19 protein-coding genes are annotated in these 20,455 nt (G+C 70.6%); 14 read left to right on the top strand and 5 right to left on the bottom strand.

The genetic code is table 11. The features are described 5' to 3' along the window. Positions 1–159: 159 nt before the first annotated feature. The 8 genes from recG to mutM all read left to right on the top strand — a co-directional run bounded on the left by recG (position 160) and on the right by mutM (position 7,537). A complete protein-coding gene (gene recG, locus SRB17_RS37075; RefSeq protein ID WP_153545300.1) occupies positions 160–2,388 on the top strand; it encodes an ATP-dependent DNA helicase RecG in 2,229 nt (742 codons plus the stop codon). 106 nt (positions 2,389–2,494) lie between these two features. Continuing rightward, positions 2,495–3,082 carry a 16S rRNA (guanine(966)-N(2))-methyltransferase RsmD gene (gene rsmD, locus SRB17_RS37070; protein WP_153545298.1) on the top strand — a complete coding sequence of 196 codons (588 nt, stop codon included), beginning with the start codon at positions 2,495–2,497 and terminating at the stop codon, positions 3,080–3,082. A 26-nt stretch (positions 3,083–3,108) separates the two neighbouring features. Further along, on the top strand, positions 3,109–3,588 hold the full coding sequence (gene coaD, locus SRB17_RS37065; protein WP_323376986.1) for a pantetheine-phosphate adenylyltransferase: 480 nt from the start codon (positions 3,109–3,111) through the stop codon (positions 3,586–3,588). A gap of 57 nt (positions 3,589–3,645) precedes the next feature. Further along, positions 3,646–4,719: an ATP synthase F0 subunit B gene (locus SRB17_RS37060; protein WP_323376984.1), complete on the top strand. Its 1,074-nt coding sequence runs from the start codon at positions 3,646–3,648 to the stop codon at positions 4,717–4,719. Positions 4,720–4,897: 178 nt separating this feature from the next. Next, positions 4,898–5,551: a YceD family protein gene (locus SRB17_RS37055; protein ID WP_153545294.1), complete on the top strand. Its 654-nt coding sequence runs from the start codon at positions 4,898–4,900 to the stop codon at positions 5,549–5,551. A 2-nt stretch (positions 5,552–5,553) separates the two neighbouring features. Beyond that, complete coding sequence (gene rpmF, locus SRB17_RS37050) at positions 5,554–5,727, top strand: 50S ribosomal protein L32 (RefSeq protein ID WP_003951102.1); 174 nt, start codon at positions 5,554–5,556, stop codon at positions 5,725–5,727. Positions 5,728–5,735: 8 nt separating this feature from the next. After that, on the top strand, positions 5,736–6,593 hold the full coding sequence (gene rnc / locus SRB17_RS37045; RefSeq protein WP_323376973.1) for a ribonuclease III: 858 nt from the start codon (positions 5,736–5,738) through the stop codon (positions 6,591–6,593). Between the two features lie 83 nt (positions 6,594–6,676). After that, a complete protein-coding gene (gene mutM / locus SRB17_RS37040) occupies positions 6,677–7,537 on the top strand; it encodes a bifunctional DNA-formamidopyrimidine glycosylase/DNA-(apurinic or apyrimidinic site) lyase (protein ID WP_153545292.1) in 861 nt (286 codons plus the stop codon). Here mutM and SRB17_RS37035 read toward each other — a convergent pair. Then, positions 7,510–7,911, bottom strand: coding sequence for a winged helix-turn-helix transcriptional regulator (locus SRB17_RS37035; RefSeq protein WP_153545290.1), 402 nt, complete (start codon positions 7,909–7,911; stop codon positions 7,510–7,512). The genes mutM and SRB17_RS37035 overlap by 28 nt on opposite strands. 108 nt (positions 7,912–8,019) lie before the next feature. Between SRB17_RS37035 and SRB17_RS37030 the strand changes: the two genes are divergently transcribed. Next, entirely contained in the window at positions 8,020–8,601 is a 582-nt protein-coding gene (locus SRB17_RS37030) for a flavodoxin family protein (RefSeq protein ID WP_323376971.1), read from the top strand. A gap of 15 nt (positions 8,602–8,616) precedes the next feature. Here the strand turns inward: SRB17_RS37030 and SRB17_RS37025 are convergent, their stop codons facing one another. Both SRB17_RS37025 and SRB17_RS37020 read right to left on the bottom strand, forming a co-directional pair. Next, on the bottom strand, positions 8,617–8,928 hold the full coding sequence (locus SRB17_RS37025; protein ID WP_153545286.1) for a hypothetical protein: 312 nt from the start codon (positions 8,926–8,928) through the stop codon (positions 8,617–8,619). A 206-nt stretch (positions 8,929–9,134) separates the two neighbouring features. Next, positions 9,135–10,592: a CAP domain-containing protein gene (locus SRB17_RS37020; protein ID WP_153545284.1), complete on the bottom strand. Its 1,458-nt coding sequence runs from the start codon at positions 10,590–10,592 to the stop codon at positions 9,135–9,137. Between the two features lie 181 nt (positions 10,593–10,773). Here SRB17_RS37020 and SRB17_RS37015 point away from each other — a divergent pair, with 181 nt between their 5' ends. From SRB17_RS37015 to SRB17_RS36995, 5 genes are all read left to right on the top strand, one after another. Then, on the top strand, positions 10,774–11,055 hold the full coding sequence (locus tag SRB17_RS37015; RefSeq protein WP_153545282.1) for an acylphosphatase: 282 nt from the start codon (positions 10,774–10,776) through the stop codon (positions 11,053–11,055). A gap of 381 nt (positions 11,056–11,436) precedes the next feature. After that, the gene (locus SRB17_RS37010; RefSeq protein WP_014675251.1) at positions 11,437–11,640 is read left to right on the top strand and encodes a hypothetical protein; all 204 of its coding nucleotides are present in this window, start codon (positions 11,437–11,439) and stop codon (positions 11,638–11,640) included. A gap of 245 nt (positions 11,641–11,885) precedes the next feature. Further along, positions 11,886–15,530 carry a chromosome segregation protein SMC gene (gene smc, locus SRB17_RS37005; protein WP_323376969.1) on the top strand — a complete coding sequence of 1,215 codons (3,645 nt, stop codon included), beginning with the start codon at positions 11,886–11,888 and terminating at the stop codon, positions 15,528–15,530. A 201-nt stretch (positions 15,531–15,731) separates the two neighbouring features. Further along, the gene (locus SRB17_RS37000; RefSeq protein WP_323376967.1) at positions 15,732–17,150 is read left to right on the top strand and encodes a sugar porter family MFS transporter; all 1,419 of its coding nucleotides are present in this window, start codon (positions 15,732–15,734) and stop codon (positions 17,148–17,150) included. 164 nt (positions 17,151–17,314) lie between these two features. Further along, positions 17,315–17,752, top strand: a complete 438-nt coding sequence (locus tag SRB17_RS36995; RefSeq protein ID WP_153545280.1) for a hypothetical protein — start codon at positions 17,315–17,317, stop codon at positions 17,750–17,752. Here SRB17_RS36995 and SRB17_RS36990 read toward each other — a convergent pair. After that, complete coding sequence (locus SRB17_RS36990) at positions 17,697–18,680, bottom strand: LLM class flavin-dependent oxidoreductase (protein ID WP_153545278.1); 984 nt, start codon at positions 18,678–18,680, stop codon at positions 17,697–17,699. The genes SRB17_RS36995 and SRB17_RS36990 overlap by 56 nt on opposite strands. Positions 18,681–18,867: 187 nt before the next feature. Next, entirely contained in the window at positions 18,868–20,325 is a 1,458-nt protein-coding gene (locus tag SRB17_RS36985; RefSeq protein WP_153545276.1) for a cytosine permease, read from the bottom strand. Positions 20,326–20,455 lie beyond the last annotated feature (130 nt).

Raw genomic sequence — 20,455 nt, 5'->3', positions numbered from 1 at the left:
GCGCCGGAGGGGGGAGGAGCATCGGCGCGGGGTCGGGCGGTCCCGGGTGGGGTGGTGACCGCGAAGGATGGCCGGAGCGCGCCATCCTAGAGCCCGAACAGCCCGTCCGACCAGGAGCTTCCCAGGACGTATACGGCATTGTCAGTGCCGTGGTGTGCAATGGATCTCGTGCACGGACTGGAAGAACCACTGAAGCAGCCACTGAAGTCGGTGCTCGGCCCCGCCACCGCCAAGGTGATGGCCGAGCACCTCGGCCTGCACTCCGTCGGCGACCTCCTCCACCACTACCCGCGCAGATACGAGGAGCGCGGCCAGCTCACCCGACTCGCCGACCTCCCCATGGACGAGCACGTCACGGTGGTCGCCCAGGTCGCCGACGCACGCCTGCACAGCTTCGCCTCCGCCAAGGCCCCGCGCGGCAAGGGCCAGCGCCTGGAGGTCACGATCACCGACGGCAGCGGCCGGCTCCAGCTGGTCTTCTTCGGCAACGGCGTCCACAAGCCCCACAAGGAGCTGCTGCCGGGCACCCGCGCGATGTTCGCCGGCAAGGTCTCGGTCTTCAACCGTCGCCTCCAACTCGCCCACCCTGCCTATGAGTTGCTGCGAGGCGACAGTGAGGAAACGGTGGAGAGCTGGGCCGGCGCCCTGATCCCCATCTACCCGGCCACCGGCAAACTGGAGTCCTGGAAGATCGGCAAGGCCGTCCAGACGGTGCTGCCCACGGCGCAGGAAGCCCTGGACCCCCTGCCGCCCTCCCTCCGCGAGGGGCGCGGCCTGCTTCCCCTCCCCGAGGCCCTGCTCAAGATCCACCGCCCGCACACCAAGGACGACGTCGCCGACGCCCGCGCCCGCCTGAAGTGGGACGAGGCCTTCGTTCTGCAGGTCGCCCTGGCCCGCCGCCGCTACACGGACACCCAGCTCCCGGCCGTCCCCCGCCGCCCGCGCCCCGACGGCCTCCTCGCGGCCTTCGACGACCGCCTGCCCTTCACCCTCACCGAGGGCCAGCAGAAGGTCTCCAAGGAGATCTTCGGTGACTTGGCCACCGAGCACCCGATGCACCGCCTGCTGCAGGGCGAGGTCGGATCGGGCAAGACCCTGGTGGCCCTCCGCGCCATGCTCGCCGTGGTCGACGCGGGCGGGCAGGCCGCCATGCTCGCGCCCACCGAGGTGCTCGCCCAGCAGCACCACCGGTCAATCACCGAGATGATGGGCGAGCTGGCCGAGGGCGGCATGCTGGGCGGGGCCGAGCACGCCACCAAGGTCGTCCTGCTCACCGGCTCCATGGGCGCCGCCGCCCGCCGCCAGGCGCTGCTGGACCTGGTCACCGGCGAGGCCGGCCTCGTCATCGGCACGCACGCCCTGATCGAGGACAAGGTCCAGTTCCACGACCTCGGCCTGGTCGTGGTCGACGAACAACACCGCTTCGGCGTCGAGCAGCGCGACGCCCTGCGCGGCAAGGGCAAGCAACCGCCGCACCTGCTGGTCATGACGGCCACCCCGATCCCGCGCACGGTCGCCATGACGGTCTTCGGCGACCTGGAGACCTCGGTCCTGGACCAGCTCCCGGCCGGCCGCTCGCCGATCGCCAGCCATGTCGTACCGGCCGCCGACAAGCCGCACTTCCTCGCCCGCGCCTGGGAGCGGGTCCGCGAGGAGGTGGAGAACGGCCATCAGGCGTACGTCGTCTGCCCCCGCATCGGCGACGACATCGACGAGGCGGCCGATCCGAAGAAGGCCGGCAAGCAGAAGTCCCCCGAGGACGAGGCGGAGAAGCGCCCGCCGCTCGCGGTCCTGGACATCGCCGAGCAGCTGGGCCGCGGCCCCCTCCAGGGCCTGAAGGTGGAGGTCCTCCACGGCCGTATGAACCCCGACGACAAGGACGTGGTCATGCGCCGCTTCGCCGCAGGCGAGACCGACGTCCTGGTCGCCACCACGGTCATCGAGGTCGGCGTGAACGTCCCCAACGCCACGGTGATGGTCATCATGGACGCCGACCGCTTCGGCGTCTCCCAGCTCCACCAGCTCCGCGGCCGCGTCGGCCGTGGCTCGGCCCCCGGCCTGTGCCTCCTGGTCTCCGAGATGCCCGAGGCCAGCGCGGCCCGCCAGCGCCTGAACGCCGTCGCCGCCACCCTCGACGGCTTCGAGCTCTCCCGCATCGACCTCGAACAGCGCCGCGAGGGCGATGTCCTCGGCCAGGCCCAGTCCGGCGCCCGCTCCTCCCTGCGCGTCCTCGCGGTCATCGAGGACGAGGAGGTCATCGCGGAGGCGAGGGAGGAGGCGACGGCGGTGGTGGCGGAGGATCCGGAGCTGGAGCGCCTTCCGGGCCTGCGGACGGCCCTGGATGCCCTGTTGGACGAGGAAAGGGAGCAGTACTTGGAGAAGGGGTGAAGGAGACTTGCCCGGGGGCGCGGGGAGTCCTCCGTATGCGGCTACCGCCCCGCGGGCGCGACCAGCCACAATGAATCGTGAAGCCGCCCACGAAGAAGGACCCCACATGACCCGCGTGATCGCCGGCCGGGCCGGCGGACGGCGCCTCTCGGTACCCCCCGGCACCGGCACCCGCCCCACCTCCGACCGCGCACGCGAGGGCCTCTTCTCCACCTGGCAGTCCCTCCTCGGCGGCCCCCTCGACGGCGAACGCGTCCTCGACCTCTACGCCGGCTCGGGCGCCGTAGGCCTGGAGGCCCTCTCCCGGGGCGCGAGCCACACGCTGCTCGTCGAGGCCGACGCCCGCGCGGCGAGAATCGTGCGCGAAAACGTGAGAAACCTGGGCCTGCCCGGCGCCGAAGTCCGAGCGGGCAAAGCGGAACAGATCATCAGGCAACCGGCACCGGAAGAGCCGTACGACCTCGTCTTCCTCGACCCCCCGTACGTTGTCACAGATCACGATCTTCGGGAGATTCTCCTCACACTCCGCTCGGGAGGCTGGCTCGCTGAGCAAGCGCTCGTCACCGTGGAGCGCAGCACCAGAGGCGGTGCATTCCAGTGGCCGGACGGATTCGAGGCGATCAGGTCCCGTCGCTACGGCGAGGGAACGTTTTGGTACGGTCGCGCCGCCTCTACGTGCGAAGACGCACGATGACCGGACCGGAGAGCGAGGGATCACAAGTGCGCCGCGCCGTCTGTCCCGGGTCGTTCGACCCCATCACCAACGGACACCTCGACATCATTGCCCGCGCCTCCCGTCTGTACGACGAGGTCTATGTCGCGGTGATGATCAACAAGTCCAAGAAGGGCCTGTTCGAGATCGAGGAGCGGATCGAGCTGATCCGCGAGGTCACCGCCGACTACGCCAACGTCCGGGTCGAGGCCTTCCACGGCCTCCTCGTCGACTTCTGCAAGCAGCGGGACATCCCCGCCATCGTCAAGGGCCTGCGTGCCGTCAGCGACTTCGACTACGAACTGCAGATGGCCCAGATGAACATCGGCCTCACCGGCGTCGAAACGCTCTTCGTGCCCACCAACCCCACCTACAGCTTCCTCTCCTCCTCCCTGGTCAAGGAGGTCGCGGCCTGGGGCGGGGACGTCTCCCACCTGGTGCCCGCGCCGGTGCTGGAGGCCCTGAACAAGCGCCTGCGCAAGGACTGATGGGGCTACAGTCGTCCCGTCCGTCTCCAACCCGGCTGTAGAGAGTGGCGAGCACAGGTGGACGTGCAGAAGAAGCTCGACGAGATCGTCTCCACGGTCTCCGGCGCCCGTTCCATGCCCATGTCGGCGTCGTGCGTGGTCAACCGCGCCGATCTGCTCGCGATGCTCGAAGAGGTGCGCCAGGCGCTGCCCGGCTCCCTGGCGCAGGCGCAGGAGCTGATCGGCGGCCGTGACCAGATGGTCGAGCAGGCCCGCCAGGAAGCCGAGCGGATCATCTCGACCGCGCACGCCGAGCGCGGCTCGCTGATCTCCGACACCGAGGTCGCCCGCCGCTCCCAGGCCGAGGCCGACCGGATCCTCGCCGAGGCCCGCAAGGAGGCCGAGGAGATCCGCGCCGAGGCCGACGACTACGTCGACTCCAAGCTCGCCAACTTCGAGGTCGTCCTCACCAAGACCCTCGGCTCGGTGGGCAGGGGCCGCGAGAAGCTGCTCGGCACCGGCCCCGGCCTGGACGAGAACGGCTACGAGGACGAGGACGCCCCCGAGCGCAGCCACGACCCGGAGACCCTGCGCCACAACGCCGACCAGTACGTCGACGTCAAGCTGGGCGCCTTCGAGGCGGTCCTCGCCAAGACCCTGGAGGCCGTCGGCCGCGGCCGGCAGAAGCTGCACGGCCGGATCGCCACGGACGACCTCGGCGCCCTCGCCGACGACACCACGACCTTCCAGCACTCCAGCGACGCCGACTACCTCGCCGACCTCGCCGCCCTCGCCGAGCAGGACGCCCCGGCCGAGCGCCCGGCCCAGCCCGTGCAGCAGCCGCAGCAGCCGTCGTACGAGCCGCAGCCGGCCTATGCGTACGACCAGCAGCAGCCGGACCCCTACGGCGGCTTCCCGCAGCAGCCCGCCTACGGCCAGCAGGACCCGTACGGCTACCAGCAGGCGGACCCGTACGCCGCCTATCAGGGCTACGACCAGCAGCAGGCCGCCTACGACCCCCAGCAGGCCCACCAGCAGCAGCCCCAGCACCAGGCGCAGCAGGGCTACGCTCTCGACGAGACCAGCCTCTTCGACACCAGCATGATCAGCGCGGAGCAGCTGAGGGCGTACGAGCAGGGCCGGGGCCTGTAGCGGGCCGGGCCAGTGGCGGGCGGGACGCCGCCCCACGCGACGGCCCGCCGACCTCCGGATTGGGCCCTGAGCGAAAGGTCCAGTATCCTGGCTCTTCGGTCGCGCGTACGTCCGCGATCACCGCTGCCCACGACACCGTCGGGCGGCGGCCCTCCGAGTTCGAAGATCGAAAGCAGGAATGGCCTCCAACGCCCGCCTCGACCACCGCAACCCCCTCGTGTTCGACACGCACGAGCTGGGTCGGCGTCCAGGCGCGCTCCAGCGCCTGACCCGCACGATCGACGCTCCCGCCGATCTCGGCATCCAGGGGGTCATCGGAGTGCCGGAAGGCGCCCCGGTGGAGCTCGACCTCCGGCTCGAGTCGGTCATGGAAGGGGTGCTCGTCACAGGCACCGCCCGTGCACAGGCCGAGGGGGAGTGCGTAAGGTGTCTGGAGCCGGTCGGGCTGGAGCTCGAAGCGGACTTCCAGGAACTGTTCTCGTACCCTGACGCCGACGACCGGGGCCGTGTGATCGCGGAACCGGGCGACGACGCCGAGGACGACGAGGACAGGTTCTTCCTCGAGGACGGACTCTTCGACCTCGAACCTCTGCTGCGCGATGCGGTGGTGCTCGCACTGCCGATGCAGCCGGTGTGCCAGGAAGACTGTCCGGGCCTGTGCTCCGAGTGCGGAGCGCGGCTCGCGGACGACCCGGACCACCACCACGACGCCGTCGACATCCGTTGGGCGGCTTTGCAGGGACTCGCCGGTTCACTCGAAGACGGCGAGAAGGACGAGATGAGCGGCGGCGCGCCTCAGTCAGCACGCGCCGACGAGAAGCAGGAGAAGTAGCCGTGGCTGTTCCGAAGCGGAAGATGTCGCGCAGCAACACGCGCCACCGCCGGTCGCAGTGGAAGGCTGCGGTCCCCACCCTGGTTGCGTGCGAGCGCTGCCACGAGCCCAAGCAGCAGCACATCGCGTGCCCGTCTTGCGGCACCTACAACAAGCGCCAGGTCCTCGAAGTCTGAGCGGGCTGGTGAGAGGCACTGTGTCCAGTCCCAAGAAGGCGGAAGACGCCAAGGCGGACGCACCCGCCAAGAAGAAGGCGGACAACCAGGCCTCGTCCCACACGCTTCTGGAAGGGCGGCTCGGCTACAAGGTCGAGTCCGCCCTTCTGGTGCGCGCGCTGACCCACCGTTCCTACGCGTACGAGAACGGCGGTCTGCCGACGAACGAGCGGCTGGAGTTCCTCGGGGACTCCGTGCTCGGCCTCGTCGTCACGGACACGCTGTACCGCATCCACCCCGACCTGCCCGAAGGCCAGCTGGCCAAGTTGCGGGCCGCGGTGGTCAACTCGCGTGCGCTGGCGGAGGTCGGCCGCGGCCTCGACCTGGGCTCCTTCATCCGGCTGGGCCGCGGTGAAGAGGGCACGGGCGGCCGGGACAAGGCGTCCATCCTTGCCGACACCCTGGAAGCGGTGATCGGCGCGGTCTATCTCGACCAGGGCCTCGACGCGGCGTCCGAGCTGGTGCACCGGCTCTTCGACCCGCTGATCGAGAAGTCCTCGAACCTCGGTGCCGGCCTGGACTGGAAGACCTCCCTCCAGGAGCTGACCGCGACCGAAGGACTCGGCGTGCCCGAGTACCTGGTCACGGAGACCGGCCCCGATCACGAGAAGACCTTCACTGCTGCCGCCCGCGTCGGAGGCGTCTCGTACGGCACCGGCACCGGCCGCAGCAAGAAGGAGGCGGAGCAGCAGGCCGCCGAGTCCGCCTGGCGGTCCATCCGGGCCGCGGCGGACGAGCGCGCCAAGGCAGCCCAGGAGGCCCAGCAGGCCGACGCGGAGGCCAAGCAGGCTGTCCAGGACGGCGAGTCGTCGTCCGCTCCCGCCTGATCCACAGCAGTACCGAGCGCCCGCCCCGCCGTTCCCGACGGGGCGGGCGCTCAGCTCGTCCACCGCTTCGTACGGGGGTTCCGATGCCCGAGTTGCCCGAGGTCGAGGTCGTCCGGCGCGGCCTCGCGCGCTGGGTCGCCCACCGCACCGTCGCCGAGGCCGAGGTGCTGCATCCGCGCGCCGTACGCCGGCACCTGGCGGGGCCCGAGGACTTCGCGCACCGGCTCAAGGGCCACCACATCGGCACCCCCAGCCGCCGTGGCAAGTACCTGTGGCTGCCGCTGGAGGAGACGAACCAGTCCGTCCTCGCCCACCTCGGGATGAGCGGTCAGCTGCTGGTGCAGCCGCACGAGGCACCGGACGAGAAGCACCTGCGCATCCGCGTCCGGTTCGCCGACTCCCTCGGCACCGAACTCCGCTTCGTCGACCAACGCACCTTCGGCGGGCTGTCGTTGCACGACAACACCCCCGACGGCCTGCCCGACGTCATCGCGCACATCGCCCGCGACCCCCTCGACCCGCTGTTCGACGACGAGGCCTTCCACCTGGCGCTGCGCCGCAAGCGGACCACCATCAAGCGGGCCCTGCTGGACCAGTCGCTGATCAGCGGGGTCGGCAACATCTACGCGGACGAGGCGCTGTGGCGCGCCCGTATCCACTACGAGCGCCCGACGGCGAACTTCACCCGACCGGTCACGACCGAACTCCTGGGCCACGTCCGGGACGTGATGAACGCCGCCCTCGCCGTCGGCGGCACCAGCTTCGACAGCCTGTACGTCAACGTCAACGGCGAGTCGGGGTACTTCGACCGGTCCCTGGACGCGTACGGCCGTGAGGGCCTGCCCTGCAAGCGGTGCGGCACCCCGATGCGCCGCCGCCCCTGGATGAACCGCTCCAGCTACTTCTGCCCGAAGTGTCAGAGGGCGCCGCGCGTCTCGTCGTAACGCGCGCGTGCCGTGAGGACGTCGTCCATGGCGCCCTCCACGCAGTGGATGAGCGCCAGCAGCCGCTCGGCCACCTGACGGCCCAGGGGGGTCAGTTCGTAGTCCACGCGCGGCGGGTTGGTGGGCTGTGCCTCGCGGTGCACCAGGCCGTCGCGCTCCAGCGCGTGCAGCGTCTGGGACAGCATCTTCTCGCTCACCCCGTCCACGCGGCGGCGCAGCTCGTTGAAGCGCAGTGAGCCCTCGTGCAGCGCGCCCAGCGTGAGCGCGCCCCAGCGTCCTGTGACGTGCTCCAGCGTGCCGCGCGAGGGGCAGGCCTTGGCGAACACGTTGTACGGGAGGTCCTGTGCCTCGGTGCGCTCCTGCGTGGTGTCCATCCCGTAAGCGTACTCGAACGCAGCGCTAACCGGCGGGTTGCACTATCTAAAAGTTAGTGCTTTCCTTCCATCAGTGCCAGTGACCTGCCCATCCCAGGAGTACGCATCGTGACCACCCCTGTCGTTTCCATCGCCTACCACTCCGGCTACGGCCACACCGCCGTCCTCGCCGAGGCCGTCCGCGCCGGTGCCGCCGAGGCGGGCGCCGAGGTGCACCTGATCAAGGTCGACGAGATCACCGACGAGCAGTGGGAGACGCTGGACCGCTCCGACGCGATCGTCTTCGGCTCGCCCACCTACATGGGCACCGCCTCCGGTGCCTTCCACGTGTTCGCCGAGGCGACCTCCAAGCGCTGGTTCGGCCAGGACTGGAAGGACAAGCTGGCCGCCGGCTTCACCAACTCCGGTTCCAAGAGCGGCGACAAGCTGCACACCCTGCAGTTCTTCCAGATCCTTGCCGCGCAGCACGGGATGAACTGGATCAACCTCGGCCTGCACCCCGGCTGGAACAACAGCGCGGGCTCCGAGAACGACCTCAACCGCCTCGGCGTCTTCGCGGGCGCGGCGGCCCAGACCAACGTGGACGAGGGCCCGGACGCCGTGCACAAGTCCGACATCGCCACGGCCGAGCACCTGGGGCGCCGCGTCACCGAGACGGCGCGCGTGTTCACGCGGGGGCGCGCGGCCTGAGGGCTCAGTGCCGGTTCAGGCCTGCGACCTGCGGCTTTGCTCCGTCTTCCGTGCTGAGGCCTCGCGGAGCAATTCGGCGAGCCTGTGCAGTTGCTGCTGTCGTGCTCGCTCGGCGTCGCGCCTCGCGCGTCGTGCGTCAGCGATGTGCATCCATGTGCCGCCAACGCCGGCGGCGAACCACAGGCAGGCGTGGATGAAGGCGTGTTGGTGGACGCGTTGGATGCCGATGGCGCAGGCGCCGAGAAATATCACCCGCTCAGACCATCGGCTCACCGCATCGGCGTTCCGCTCGAACCACTGTCCCTGCGTGGCGTTGTGCCTGCTCAACTCCCCCACCTCGGTCGCTGGTCCGCCGGCGGCCGATGGCGCCGGGCGCACCCGGGTCGACCATCCGTAGCCGTGCGCATGTCCGAGGCCGCGTTCGGCGCCGAAGGTGGCCGGCTGAAGTCGTGGAGCCGGCCGCCCCGGCCACAGCGGGGTTCTTCCCTTGTCGTGATCGCGCCCGGCGTCCGTCCGGTGGCCCGGTACGTGTCTCAGTACCCGAAGTCCTGCGTCCACCAAGGCCCGCCCGGGCCGAAGTGGACGCCGACGCCGAGGGTCTTGAAGTCGCAGTTGAGGATGTTGGCGCGGTGGCCGGGGCTGTTCATCCAGGCCTGCATCACGGCCGCCGCGTCGGCCTGGCCGCGGGCTATGTTCTCGCCGCCGAGGTCGGTGATCCCCGCCGCGGCGGCCCGGTCCCACGGCGTCCTGCCGTCCGGGTCGGTGTGGTCGAAGAAGCCCCGTGCCGCCATGTCGTCGCTGAACGACTCGGCCAGCTTCGTCAGCGAGGAGTTCGCCGCCAGCGGGCTGCACCCGACCTTCGCCCGTTCCTCGTTCACGAGCTTCAGCACCTCTGCCTCGGCGGCGTTCGCCGTGGACACCGCGACCGGTCCGGTACTCGTCTTCGGCGCCGTCGGTGCCTTCGGTGCCGTGGACGCCGTACGCGACGGGGTGCTCGTCGGCTTGCCGGCCGGCGTCGCCCCCGGCGTCGGCGTCCCGGACGCCGTCCTCGACGGGGTGGACGCGGGAGAGGCCGACGCCGACGCGGACTGCGACGCGGACGCGGACTGCGACGCGGACGCGGACTGCGACGCGGAGGCGGACGGGCTCGACGGGATCGGGGACGTCGAGGGCCCGGAGTTCAGGCCGGCGGCGCCCCCCGGGGTGCCGGCGCTGCCCGAGGTGCCGCCCTGCTCGGCGGCCGTGTTGCTCGGCGCGGCCGCCGCCTGCACCCGCTCGCCGCCGGTGGTGTGCGTATCGCCGCCGAGCCGGTAGTTCTGCAGACCCGGTATCACACCGGTGGCCACCGCGGCCGTACCGAGGGCCACGGCCACGGACACCCCGAGCAGGCCCGAGCGCACCGGCCGCCGCGTCCTGCGGCGCCGGTGGCCGGAGGAGGAGTCGCGGGCCATGGTGAGGCCACCGCCCCCGAAGCCGCCCGGGCCGTCGCCCTCCGCCGCGAACAGATAGGCGTGCGCCTTGGCGGTCGCGTCGGCGTAGGCCAGCGGCCGCAGACCGGTCGCCGGGGTGTAGGCCTCAGGGTTCAGATACGGCGCGATTCCCCGGGGCGCCTGCCCGCGCCGGACGATCTCACCCGAGTACCGGTCCTGCCGGGCGATCTCGCCTGCGTACGAGCCCTGCCGGGCGATCTCGCCTGCGTACGAGTCCTGCCGGGCGATCTCACCGGTGTAGGGATCCCGCCCGGATATCCCGCCTGCGTACGGATCCTGCAGGGCGCCACCCTCGTATGTGCCCTGCCAGGCCTCACCTGCGAACGAGTCCGGTGCGAACGAGTCCGGCCACGCCCCACCCCGGAACGGGTCCTGCCAGGCCTCCCCGGGGAACGGGTCCTGCGGGGTGCCGCTGCCGGTGGCGGACCGCTGTGTGCGGGTGACCCCTGTGGCGCGGCCCGAGGTGGCGCGGCCGGCGGGGGAGCGTCGGTGGCGACCCATGTCCTTGCCCTCTTCCTCGTCCTCGCGGTCGACCGGCGCCGTGCGTGGCGAGTGACTCCCATGGCCAACCCGATTCACTCGATCGAGTGAGTTTCATCTGAGATGCATCGGGTCGGGACGGTACCGCATGCCGCCGACGGGCGATGTGTCCCGAGCGACATCGGCCGGTTAGGTTGCACCCATGAGCGAGGATGTACGACTGGTCGCCTGGGTGCGTGGACGCGTGCAGGGCGTGGGTTTTCGCTGGTTCACGCGCGCCAAGGCGCTGGAGATCGGCGGCCTGAGTGGTTTTGCTCTCAATTTGGCCGACGGCCGCGTTCAGGTGGTAGCGGAGGGCTCGCGCGAGGGCTGCGAGGGCCTGCTGGACTGGCTCCAGGGCGACGACACGCCCGGACACGTGGCCGGAGTCACCGAGATCTGGGACACACCTCGCGGCGGCTACGACGGCTTCGCCATCCGCTGAGCCGGTTCTGTAAAGGCGCGCAGGCCGGCGCACAGGAAGCTGCCGGGAGCACATGCGTACAGCAGAAACGACCTGGTGGTTGCCAAGAACGGCCCGGCATGGCAGGCTCCGCAGGAAAAGCTGATCGCCACGCCCTGAGGGCCCCGGATGACTCGCTGCGCCGCCGATTTTCCGGCCGCGCGCCCCGGTTTGCCCGCCAATACGGGGCGTGATCGTGTTGACCGTCAAACTTTTTGGTGAGACGCTGAAAGCCCCGCGCACCTTAGCTGTTTGGCATGGAGCAACAGCAGAGCAACACCCGGATGTGCCAAGCACCGCGGGTGCGATCCCTCACGACCCACACCGCATCGGTCGGTCACTCATTGTGGAGGACCATCCATCATGGCAAAGGCGCTTCTCGGTTACGTCGGCGGCTCCGACCCTCGACTCCTCGCCGAGATGCGACGGCTGCAGCAGCGCGTTCAGGACCTGGAGTCCGAGCTCGTCCGGATCCAGGCGGAGAACGAAGCGCTGACGGCTGCCGCCTCTCAGGACAGGATCATGGAGAGCATCGACGCACACCAGGCGGAGCCTGCGCTCACCTGATCCCTGCATCGCTCCACGACAGCAGTCGCAGCGATCGGGCTGCCGTAATCAACCGCTCAGTTGATCGGACGACCGCAACCCGGCCGTCAGAGTTGCAAGGGACGCTTCGGCGTCCCTTCTTTCTTTGTCCCGCGCATTCTTTCACTGTCTTTAACGTACGGTGTGCCCTGCATGTTCAATGGCGAAACCGTGGGGTTGCGAGTGTTCGTGGAGTGAGATAGCGGCGCCCGGTAGAGTCCAGCGGCGTGCACCTCAAGGCCCTGACCCTCCGCGGGTTCAAGTCGTTCGCCTCGGCGACCACGCTCCGGTTCGAGCCGGGGATCACGTGTGTCGTCGGTCCGAACGGCTCGGGCAAGTCCAATGTCGTGGACGCGCTCAGCTGGGTCATGGGCGAACAGGGCGCCAAGTCGCTGCGCGGCGGCAAGATGGAGGACGTCATCTTCGCCGGCACCACCGGCCGCCCCCCGCTGGGCCGCGCCGAGGTGTCCCTGACGATCGACAACTCCGACGGGGCGCTGCCCATCGAGTACGCCGAGGTCACCATCACGCGGATCATGTTCCGCAACGGCGGCAGCGAGTACCAGATCAATGGCGACACGTGTCGTCTGCTGGACATCCAGGAACTCCTCTCCGACTCCGGCATCGGCCGCGAGATGCACGTCATCGTCGGCCAGGGCCAGCTCGACTCCGTCCTGCACGCCGACCCGATGGGCCGACGCGCCTTCATCGAGGAGGCCGCCGGCGTCCTCAAGCACCGCAAGCGCAAGGAGAAGGCCCTGCGCAAGCTGGACGCGATGCAGGCCAACCTCTCGCGCGTGCAGGACCTGACGGACGAACTGCGCCGCCAGCTGAAGCCACTGGGCCGGCAGGCGGCGGTGGCGCGACGGGCCGCCGTGATCCAGGCGGATCTGCGGGACGCACGGTTGCGGCTGCTGGCCGACGACCTCGTACGGCTGCGCGAGGCCCTCAAGGCCGAGATCGCCGACGAGGCCGCCCTGAAGGAGCGCAAGGAGGCGGCCGAGCAGGAGCTGAAGAAGGCCCTGCAGCGCGAGGGCCTCCTGGAGGACGAGGTACGGCAGCTCACGCCGCGCCTCCAGCGCGCCCAGCAGACCTGGTACGAGCTGTCCCAGCTGGCCGAACGCGTCCGGGGCACGATCTCGCTGGCCGACGCGCGCGTGAAGAGCGCGACGTCCGCGCCCCCCGACGAGCGGCGCGGCCGCGACCCCGAGGATCTGGAGCGCGAGGCCGCCCGGATCCGTGAGCAGGAGGCCGAGCTGGAGGCGGCCCTGGAGGCGGCCGAGCGCGCGCTGGAGGACACCGTCGCCCACCGTGCCGAACTGGAGCGGGAGCTGGCCGTCGAGGAACGCCGGCTGAAGGACGTCGCCCGCGCCATCGCCGACCGCCGCGAGGGCCTGGCCCGGCTGTCCGGCCAGGTCAACGCGGCCCGCTCCCGGGCGGCCTCCGCACAGGCCGAGATCGACCGCCTGGCCACGGCCCGCGACGAGGCACAGGACCGCGCGGTGCGGGCCCAGGAGGAGTACGAGGCCCTGAAGGCCGAGGTGGACGGCCTCGACGCCGACGACGCGGACCTGGCCGAACAGCACGAGGCGGCCAAGCGGCAGCTCACGGAGGCCGACGCGGCCCTCGGCGCGGCCCGCGAGGCCTTCACCTCCACCGAGCGCACCCGCGCCGCGACCCAGGCCCGCCACGAGGCGCTCGCACTGGGTCTGCGCCGCAAGGACGGCACCGGCATACTCCTCGGCGCCCGCGACCGCCTCACCGGAGTCCTGGGCCCGGCGGCGGAGCTGCTGACGGTCACCCCGGGCTACGAGGTGCCGCTGGCAGCGGCCTTCGGCGCGGCGGCGGACGCGATCGCCGTGGCGACCCCCGCATCGGCGGCCGAGGCGATCCGCATGCTGCGCAAGCAGGACGGGGGCCGGGCAGCGCTGTTGCTGGCGGGGTCCGTGGAGCCGACGCCGTGGGCAGCGCCCCAAAGGGGCGCGGGGAACGGCGCGCTCAGCCACGACGAACCCGCGGCCGCCGAACTTTCGGTCACCGCCCTCCCCGCGGAGCGCACGGCACCCCCCGGTGGGCGCTTCGCCGCCGACCTGGTCCGTGGCCCCGCCGAACTGATGCCCGCCGTCCACCGCCTCCTGCGAGGAATCGTGGTCGTCGGCACCCTGGAGGACGCCGAAGACCTTGTCTACGCGCACCCGGAACTCACCGCCGTCACCACCGAAGGCGACCTCCTCGGCGCGCACTTCGCGCACGGCGGCTCCGCCGGGGCGCCCAGCCTGCTGGAAGTACAGGCCTCCGTCGACGAGGCCGCTGCCGAGCTGACCGAGCTGGCGGTGCGCTGCGAGGAGCTGGCCGAGGCACAGCGAACGGCGGCCGAGCACCGCAAGCAGGCCGCCGCGCGCGTGGAAGACCTCGCAGAGCGGCGCCGCGCCGCCGACCGGGAGAAGTCGTCCGTAGCCCAGCAGCTCGGCCGGCTGGCCGGACAGGCACGCGGCGCCGCGGGCGAGGCCGAGCGGTCGGCCGCGGCCGCCGCACGCGCGCAGGAGGCGCTGGACCGGGCCGTACAGGAGGCCGAGGAACTCGCCGAGCGGCTGGCGGTCGCCGAGGAGATGCCGGTCGAGGACGAGCCGGACACCTCGGTGCGCGACCGGCTCGCCGCCGACGGCGCCAACGCCCGGCAGACCGAGATGGAGGCCCGGCTCCAGGTCCGTACCCACGAGGAGCGGGTGAAGGGGCTCGCCGGACGGGCCGACTCGCTCGACCGGGCCGCCCGCGCGGAACGCGAGGCACGCGTGCGTGCCGAGCAGCGCCGCGCCCGACTGCGGCACGAGGCGGCCGTGGCGGAGGCCGTCGCCTCCGGCGCCCGGCAGCTGCTCGCGCACATCGAGGTGTCCCTCGCCCGCGCCGAGCAGGAACGCACCGCCGCCGAGGCCGCGAAGGCGCGACGGGAACAGGAGCTGAGCACCGCACGCACCCAGGGCCGCGACCTCAAGGCCGAGCTCGACAAACTCACCGACTCCGTCCACCGCGGCGAGGTGCTCGGCGCCGAGAAGCGGCTGCGCATAGAGCAGTTGGAGACCAAGGCGCTGGAGGAGCTGGGGGTCGAACCGGAGGGGTTGGTGGCCGAGTACGGCCCGCACCAGCCCGTGCCGCCCTCGCTGCCGGCCGAGGGCGAGGTGCTGCCGGACGACCCCGAGCACCCGCGCAACCAGCCCAGGACCTTCCACCGCGCCGAACAGGAGCGGCGGCTCAAGGCCGCCGAGCGGGCGTACCAGCAGCTTGGCAAGGTCAACCCGTTGGCGCTGGAGGAGTTCGCGGCGCTGGAGGAGCGGCACAAGTTCCTCAGCGAGCAGCTGGAGGACCTGAAGAAGACCCGCGCCGACCTGCTCCAGGTGGTGAAGGAGGTCGACGAGCGCGTCGAGCAGGTCTTCACCGAGGCCTACCGGGACACGGCCCGGGAGTTCGAGGGCGTCTTCAGCCGCCTCTTCCCGGGCGGCGAGGGGCGCCTGGTCCTGACCGACCCCGACAACATGCTCACCACGGGCGTGGACGTCGAGGCGCGCCCGCCCGGCAAGAAGGTCAAGCGGCTCAGCCTCCTCTCCGGTGGCGAGCGCTCGCTGACCGCCGTGGCACTGCTGGTGTCGATCTTCAAGGCACGGCCGAGCCCGTTCTATGTCATGGACGAGGTCGAGGCGGCACTGGACGACACCAACCTCCAGCGGCTGATCCGGATCATGCAGGAGCTGCAGGAGGCCTCGCAGCTGATCGTGATCACGCACCAGAAGCGCACGATGGAGGTCGCCGACGCGCTCTACGGCGTGTCGATGCAGGGCGACGGCGTCTCCAAGGTCATCTCCCAGCGCCTTCGCTAGCGCCGCCACTCAAGATCAACCTTCCCTCCGTGTTCAAGAAGTGAACATTAAGTGCCTCGGGCTCATCGAAAAGGTCACAGTGCTGAACTATTGACTTCGAAACTTGAAGGCATAGTCTCTGCAACGTTGCTTTTACCTTCAGGACTCACCTGGAAGGGCTCACCCCACACGGCAGCGCTGCCGTGGCCCGAGGAGATATCCGTGACCAGCACAACGCAGGCACCTACGTCAGGAGCCAGGACGGCTCAGCCCGAGCATCTCGGGCATGTCATCTTCATCGCGGCGGCTGCCGCCATGGGCGGTTTCCTCTTCGGTTACGACAGCTCCGTGATCAATGGCGCGGTCGAGGCCATCCGCACCAAGTACGACATCGGCTCCGCGGCCCTCGCCCAGGTCATCGCGGTCGCCCTGATCGGCTGTGCCATCGGCGCCGCGACCGCCGGCCGCATAGCCGACCGGATCGGCCGCATCCGCTGCATGCAGATCGCCGCGGTCCTCTTCACGATCAGCGCCGTCGGCTCCGCGCTCCCGTTCGCCCTGTGGGACCTCGCCCTCTGGCGCATCGTCGGCGGCTTCGCCATCGGCATGGCCTCCGTCATCGGCCCCGCCTACATCGCCGAGGTCGCCCCGCCCGCCTACCGCGGCCGGCTCGGCTCCTTCCAGCAGGCCGCGATCGTCGTCGGCATCGCCATCTCCCAGCTGGTCAACTGGGGCCTGCTCAACGCCGCCGGCGGCAACCAGCGCGGTCACCTGATGGGCCTGGAGGCCTGGCAGGTCATGCTCGGCGTCATGGTCGTCCCGGCCGTCCTCTACGGCATGCTGTCCTTCGCGATCCCCGAGTCCCCGCGTTTCCTGCTCTCCGTCGGCAAGCGTGAGCGCGCCAAGGAGATCCTCGCCGAGGTCGAGGGCAAGGACGTCGAACTGGACGCCCGCGTCGCCGAGATCGAGCACGCGATGAAGAGCGAGCACAAGTCCACCTTCAAGGACCTGCTCGGCGGCGGCTTCTTCTTCAAGCCGATCGTCTGGGTCGGTATCGGTCTGTCGGTCTTCCAGCAGTTCGTCGGCATCAACGTCGCGTTCTACTACTCCTCGACGCTGTGGCAGTCGGTCGGCGTCGACCCGGCGGACTCGTTCTTCTACTCCTTCACGACGTCGATCATCAACATCATCGGCACCGTGATCGCGATGATCTTCGTGGACCGCGTCGGCCGCAAGCCGCTCGCCCTCATCGGCTCGGTCGGCATGGCCGTCGGCCTGGCGCTGGAGGCCTGGGCGTTCTCGTACCACCTCGTCGACGGCAGGCTCCCGAGCACCCAGGGCTGGGTCGCCCTGATCGCCGCCCACGTGTTCGTCCTGTTCTTCGCCCTGTCGTGGGGTGTGGTGGTCTGGGTCATGCTCGGCGAGATGTTCCCGAACAAGATCCGCGCCGCCGCGCTCGGTGTCGCCGCCGCCGCGCAGTGGATCGCCAACTGGGCCATCACCGCGAGCTTCCCGTCGCTGGCCGACTGGAACCTCTCCGGCACCTACGTCATCTACACGGTCTTCGCCGCGCTCTCGATCCCGTTCGTCCTGAAGTTCGTCAAGGAGACGAAGGGCAAGTCGCTGGAGGAGATGGGCTGACCGCCCCGTGAGCCCGAGGAGAAGGGCCAAGTCCCCGCTGCCCCTCTCCTCGTACCCTCCGCCGCCCCCGGTCCGGCCACTGCCCGGACCGGGGGCGGCGGTGTCGTACGGCCCCTCGCCACGGCGCACCCCCGTTGTCAGTGCCGCCCGGCACAGTGATCCACATGTTCGACGGACTCCATGACTTCGACTGGGCGTCGATGGACCACGCGTACGGCACGGCCCAGGAGGTCCCGGCGCTGCTCACGGCGCTGCGCTCCCCGGACGCGGAGAATCGCGGCAAGGCACTCGACCGGTTCTACGGCGCGGTGCACCACCAGGGCGGTGTGTACCCGTCCACGGCGCCCGGTCTGCCGTTCCCGTTCGAGCTGACCGCCGACGACGCCACGCCCGACCGGGCCGCCGTCCTCGTACGCCTGGACCGGATGGGTCCCCTCGCGGCACCGGCCCCGCCCCTGCTCCGCGAGCGGTTGGCCCGGCCCCGGCGCGGCGGCAGATTCCAGAGCGTCGAGCACGACGAGGAACTCCAGCGGCTCGGCCGCACCCTCATCGCGCGGCTCGATCCTCCAGCGCCGGAAGCACCCGCTCCGCGAAGAGCGTGAGGCTGCGCCACCCCTCCTCCACCGGCATCCCGCCCGCCAGCGGATGCAGGACGAGACTGTCGGCACCCAGCGCCACGCAGTCCTCCGGCGTGAGAATCCGGTACACGCCCTCCGCGCGCAGCTCCGCCACGGTCGTGGCCGCCGACTTCACCGCCGAGCGAACCCCGCCCGACTGCCAGGAGGCGTAGGTCCGGGCCTCGTGGAGGAAGTGCTCGCCGTACGCCGCCCACGCCCGGTCCGGGTCCTCGGCGATGTGCAGCAGGGGAGTCTCGGCCGCGGGCATCATGACCCAGCCCTCGGTGCCGTACTCGGTGAGCATCTCCTTGTAGGAGGACTCCAGCTCCGGCAGGTGCGCGCTCGGGAAGAACGGCAGGCCGAGGCGGGCGGCCCGGCGGGCGGCGGCCCTGGAGGAGCCGCCGACCAGCAGGAGGGGGTGCGGGTCGGTGTACGGGCGCGGGGTGAGCCGTACCATGCGGCCCCGGTAGGCGAACTCCTCGCCGGACCACGCCTTCAGCAGCGTCTCCAGCAACTCGTCCTGGAGCCGGCCTCGCCGTTTGTAGTCGACGTCGAACAGGGCGTACTCCTCGGGCCGGTAGCCGATCCCGGCCACCGTCACCAGCCGTCCGCCGCTCAGCAGGTCCAGTACGGCGATCTCCTCGGCCAGCCGCAGCGGGTCGTGCAGCGGGCCGATCACCGCGGACACGGTCACCGCGATCCGGCGGGTCGCTCCGAACACCGCGCCCGCGAAGGCGAACGGCGACGGCAGCCAGTTGTCGTCGGCGCCGTGGTGCTCCTCGGTCTGCACGGTGCTGATCCCGTGCTCGTCCGCGTACGCGGCCATTTCCAGGGCGGCCCGGTAGCGGGCGGAGAGGGCGGCCGGGGTGGCGCCGGGAGCGACGAGGTTGAAACGGACGACCGTGACGGGCATGGGAAGTCCCCCTCCGGTGCTATGCGGTGGAGGGGGACGGTAGCTGACGTAGCGTCAGATAGCCATGGGGGCGGGCGGCGGGCTCGCGGGATGACCGACGCCGTACCCACCGATCCGCGGGCGGAAGCCGGTCGGGGCCGGGGCGCCCTCCGGCTCGATCCGGAGGATCTGCGCCGGCTGACGTCCGTCAGGCGTCGACGGTCGCGCGCTCCTCGGCCGGCTCGACGGCCTCCACCGCCGTCGGCTTCGTCACCGCCGGCTTCGGCAGCGCCAGGTACAGCAGGCCCGAGATCACGATCGTGGCGACCCAGCCGAGGCCGTACTCGCCGATGACGTTGTTCTTCGCGAGCGGGCCGGTGAACCAGTCCGAGGTCGTGAACATCAGGCCCGACACCAGGCCGATCGCCCAGGCGGCCACGGCGGCGGGGGAGAAGCCGCCCCTGTACCAGTAGGCGCTGGTGCGGGTGGTGTCGGTCATCGCCTCGCCGTCGTACTCGGTGCGGCGCAGCATGTCCGCGCCGAAGACGCCGACCCAGGCGGAGAACGCGACCGCCAGCAGCGACAGGAAGGCGATGAAGGAGCCCATGAAGCTCGTCGCCACCAGCATCAGCACACCGCCGAAGGCCAGGGAGATCACGGCGTTCACCGAGACCGCCCAGTGGCGCGGCACCTTGAAGCCGAGGGTCTGCGCGGTGAAGCCCGCGGAGTACATCGACATCGAGTTGATCAGCAGCATGCCGATCAGCGCGATGAACAGGTACGGCACCGCGATCCACGTCGGCAGGATCTGGCCGAGGAAGGACACCGGGTCGGTGGCCGAGGCCAGGTCCGGCGTCGACACCGCCATCACCGCGCCCATGAGGACCATGGGCAGCACGACGATGCCGGCACCGCCGACCGCCGTACCCACGATCGCCTTCGAGGACGCCGTGCGCGGCAGGTAGCGGGTGAAGTCGGGAGCCGTCGGGATCCAGCTGACACCGCCCGCTGCGATCATGCCGACACCGGTGATCACGGCGGCCGCGGAGCCGCCGCCGTGGTGCAGCACCTTCGACCAGTCGGTGTTCGCCACCAGGTAGACCAGGACCAGCACCGAGAAGACGCCGAAGAGGTACGTGGCGTACTTGTTGCACTTCTGAACGGCGTTGATGCCGAGGCCCGAGATCGCGAAGGTCGCCACGACGAACACCAGCAGCATCACCATGTCCAGCACACTGTTCGCCTTGATGCCGAACAGGATGTTCAGGATGGTGAGCATCGCGTAGGCGCCGGTGACCGCGTTGATCGTCTCCCAGCCCCAGCGCGCCACCCAGATCAGCGAGCCGGGCAGCAGGTTGCCGCGCTGGCCGAAGACCGCGCGCGAGAGCGCCATGCCGGGCGCGCCGCCGCGCTTGCCCGCGATACCGATCAGCCCCACCAGTCCGTACGACACGACCGGCGCCGCCACCGCGACGACGAGCGCCTGCCAGATGTTCAGGTGGTACGCCACGACGAGGCTCGCGCCCATCGTCAGCAGCAGCACGCTGATGTTGGCGCCGACCCAGGTGGGGAACAGCTCACGGGTCTTCGCGGTGCGCTCGTGATCGGGGACCTGCTCGATACCTCGGGTCTCGAGAGCGCCTTCGGTCTCGACGGTTTTGCTCATGGAAAAGGGGCACCAGACGTGGGGGGACGGGGACGGTCGGACTCTACGCGCGTCGACGGAGTCGCCACCATCGTACTTTGCTCCGAGTCCTGGTATTAAGTGGCGTTTGTCTCTCGGAGGAACACACAAA

The organism is Streptomyces sp. RB17, assembly GCF_009604455.1.
In the GTDB taxonomy this organism is placed as follows: domain Bacteria; phylum Actinomycetota; class Actinomycetes; order Streptomycetales; family Streptomycetaceae; genus Streptomyces.
Note: the sequence above shows the minus strand (reverse complement) of the source record. Positions and strands in the feature narration are given on the sequence as shown.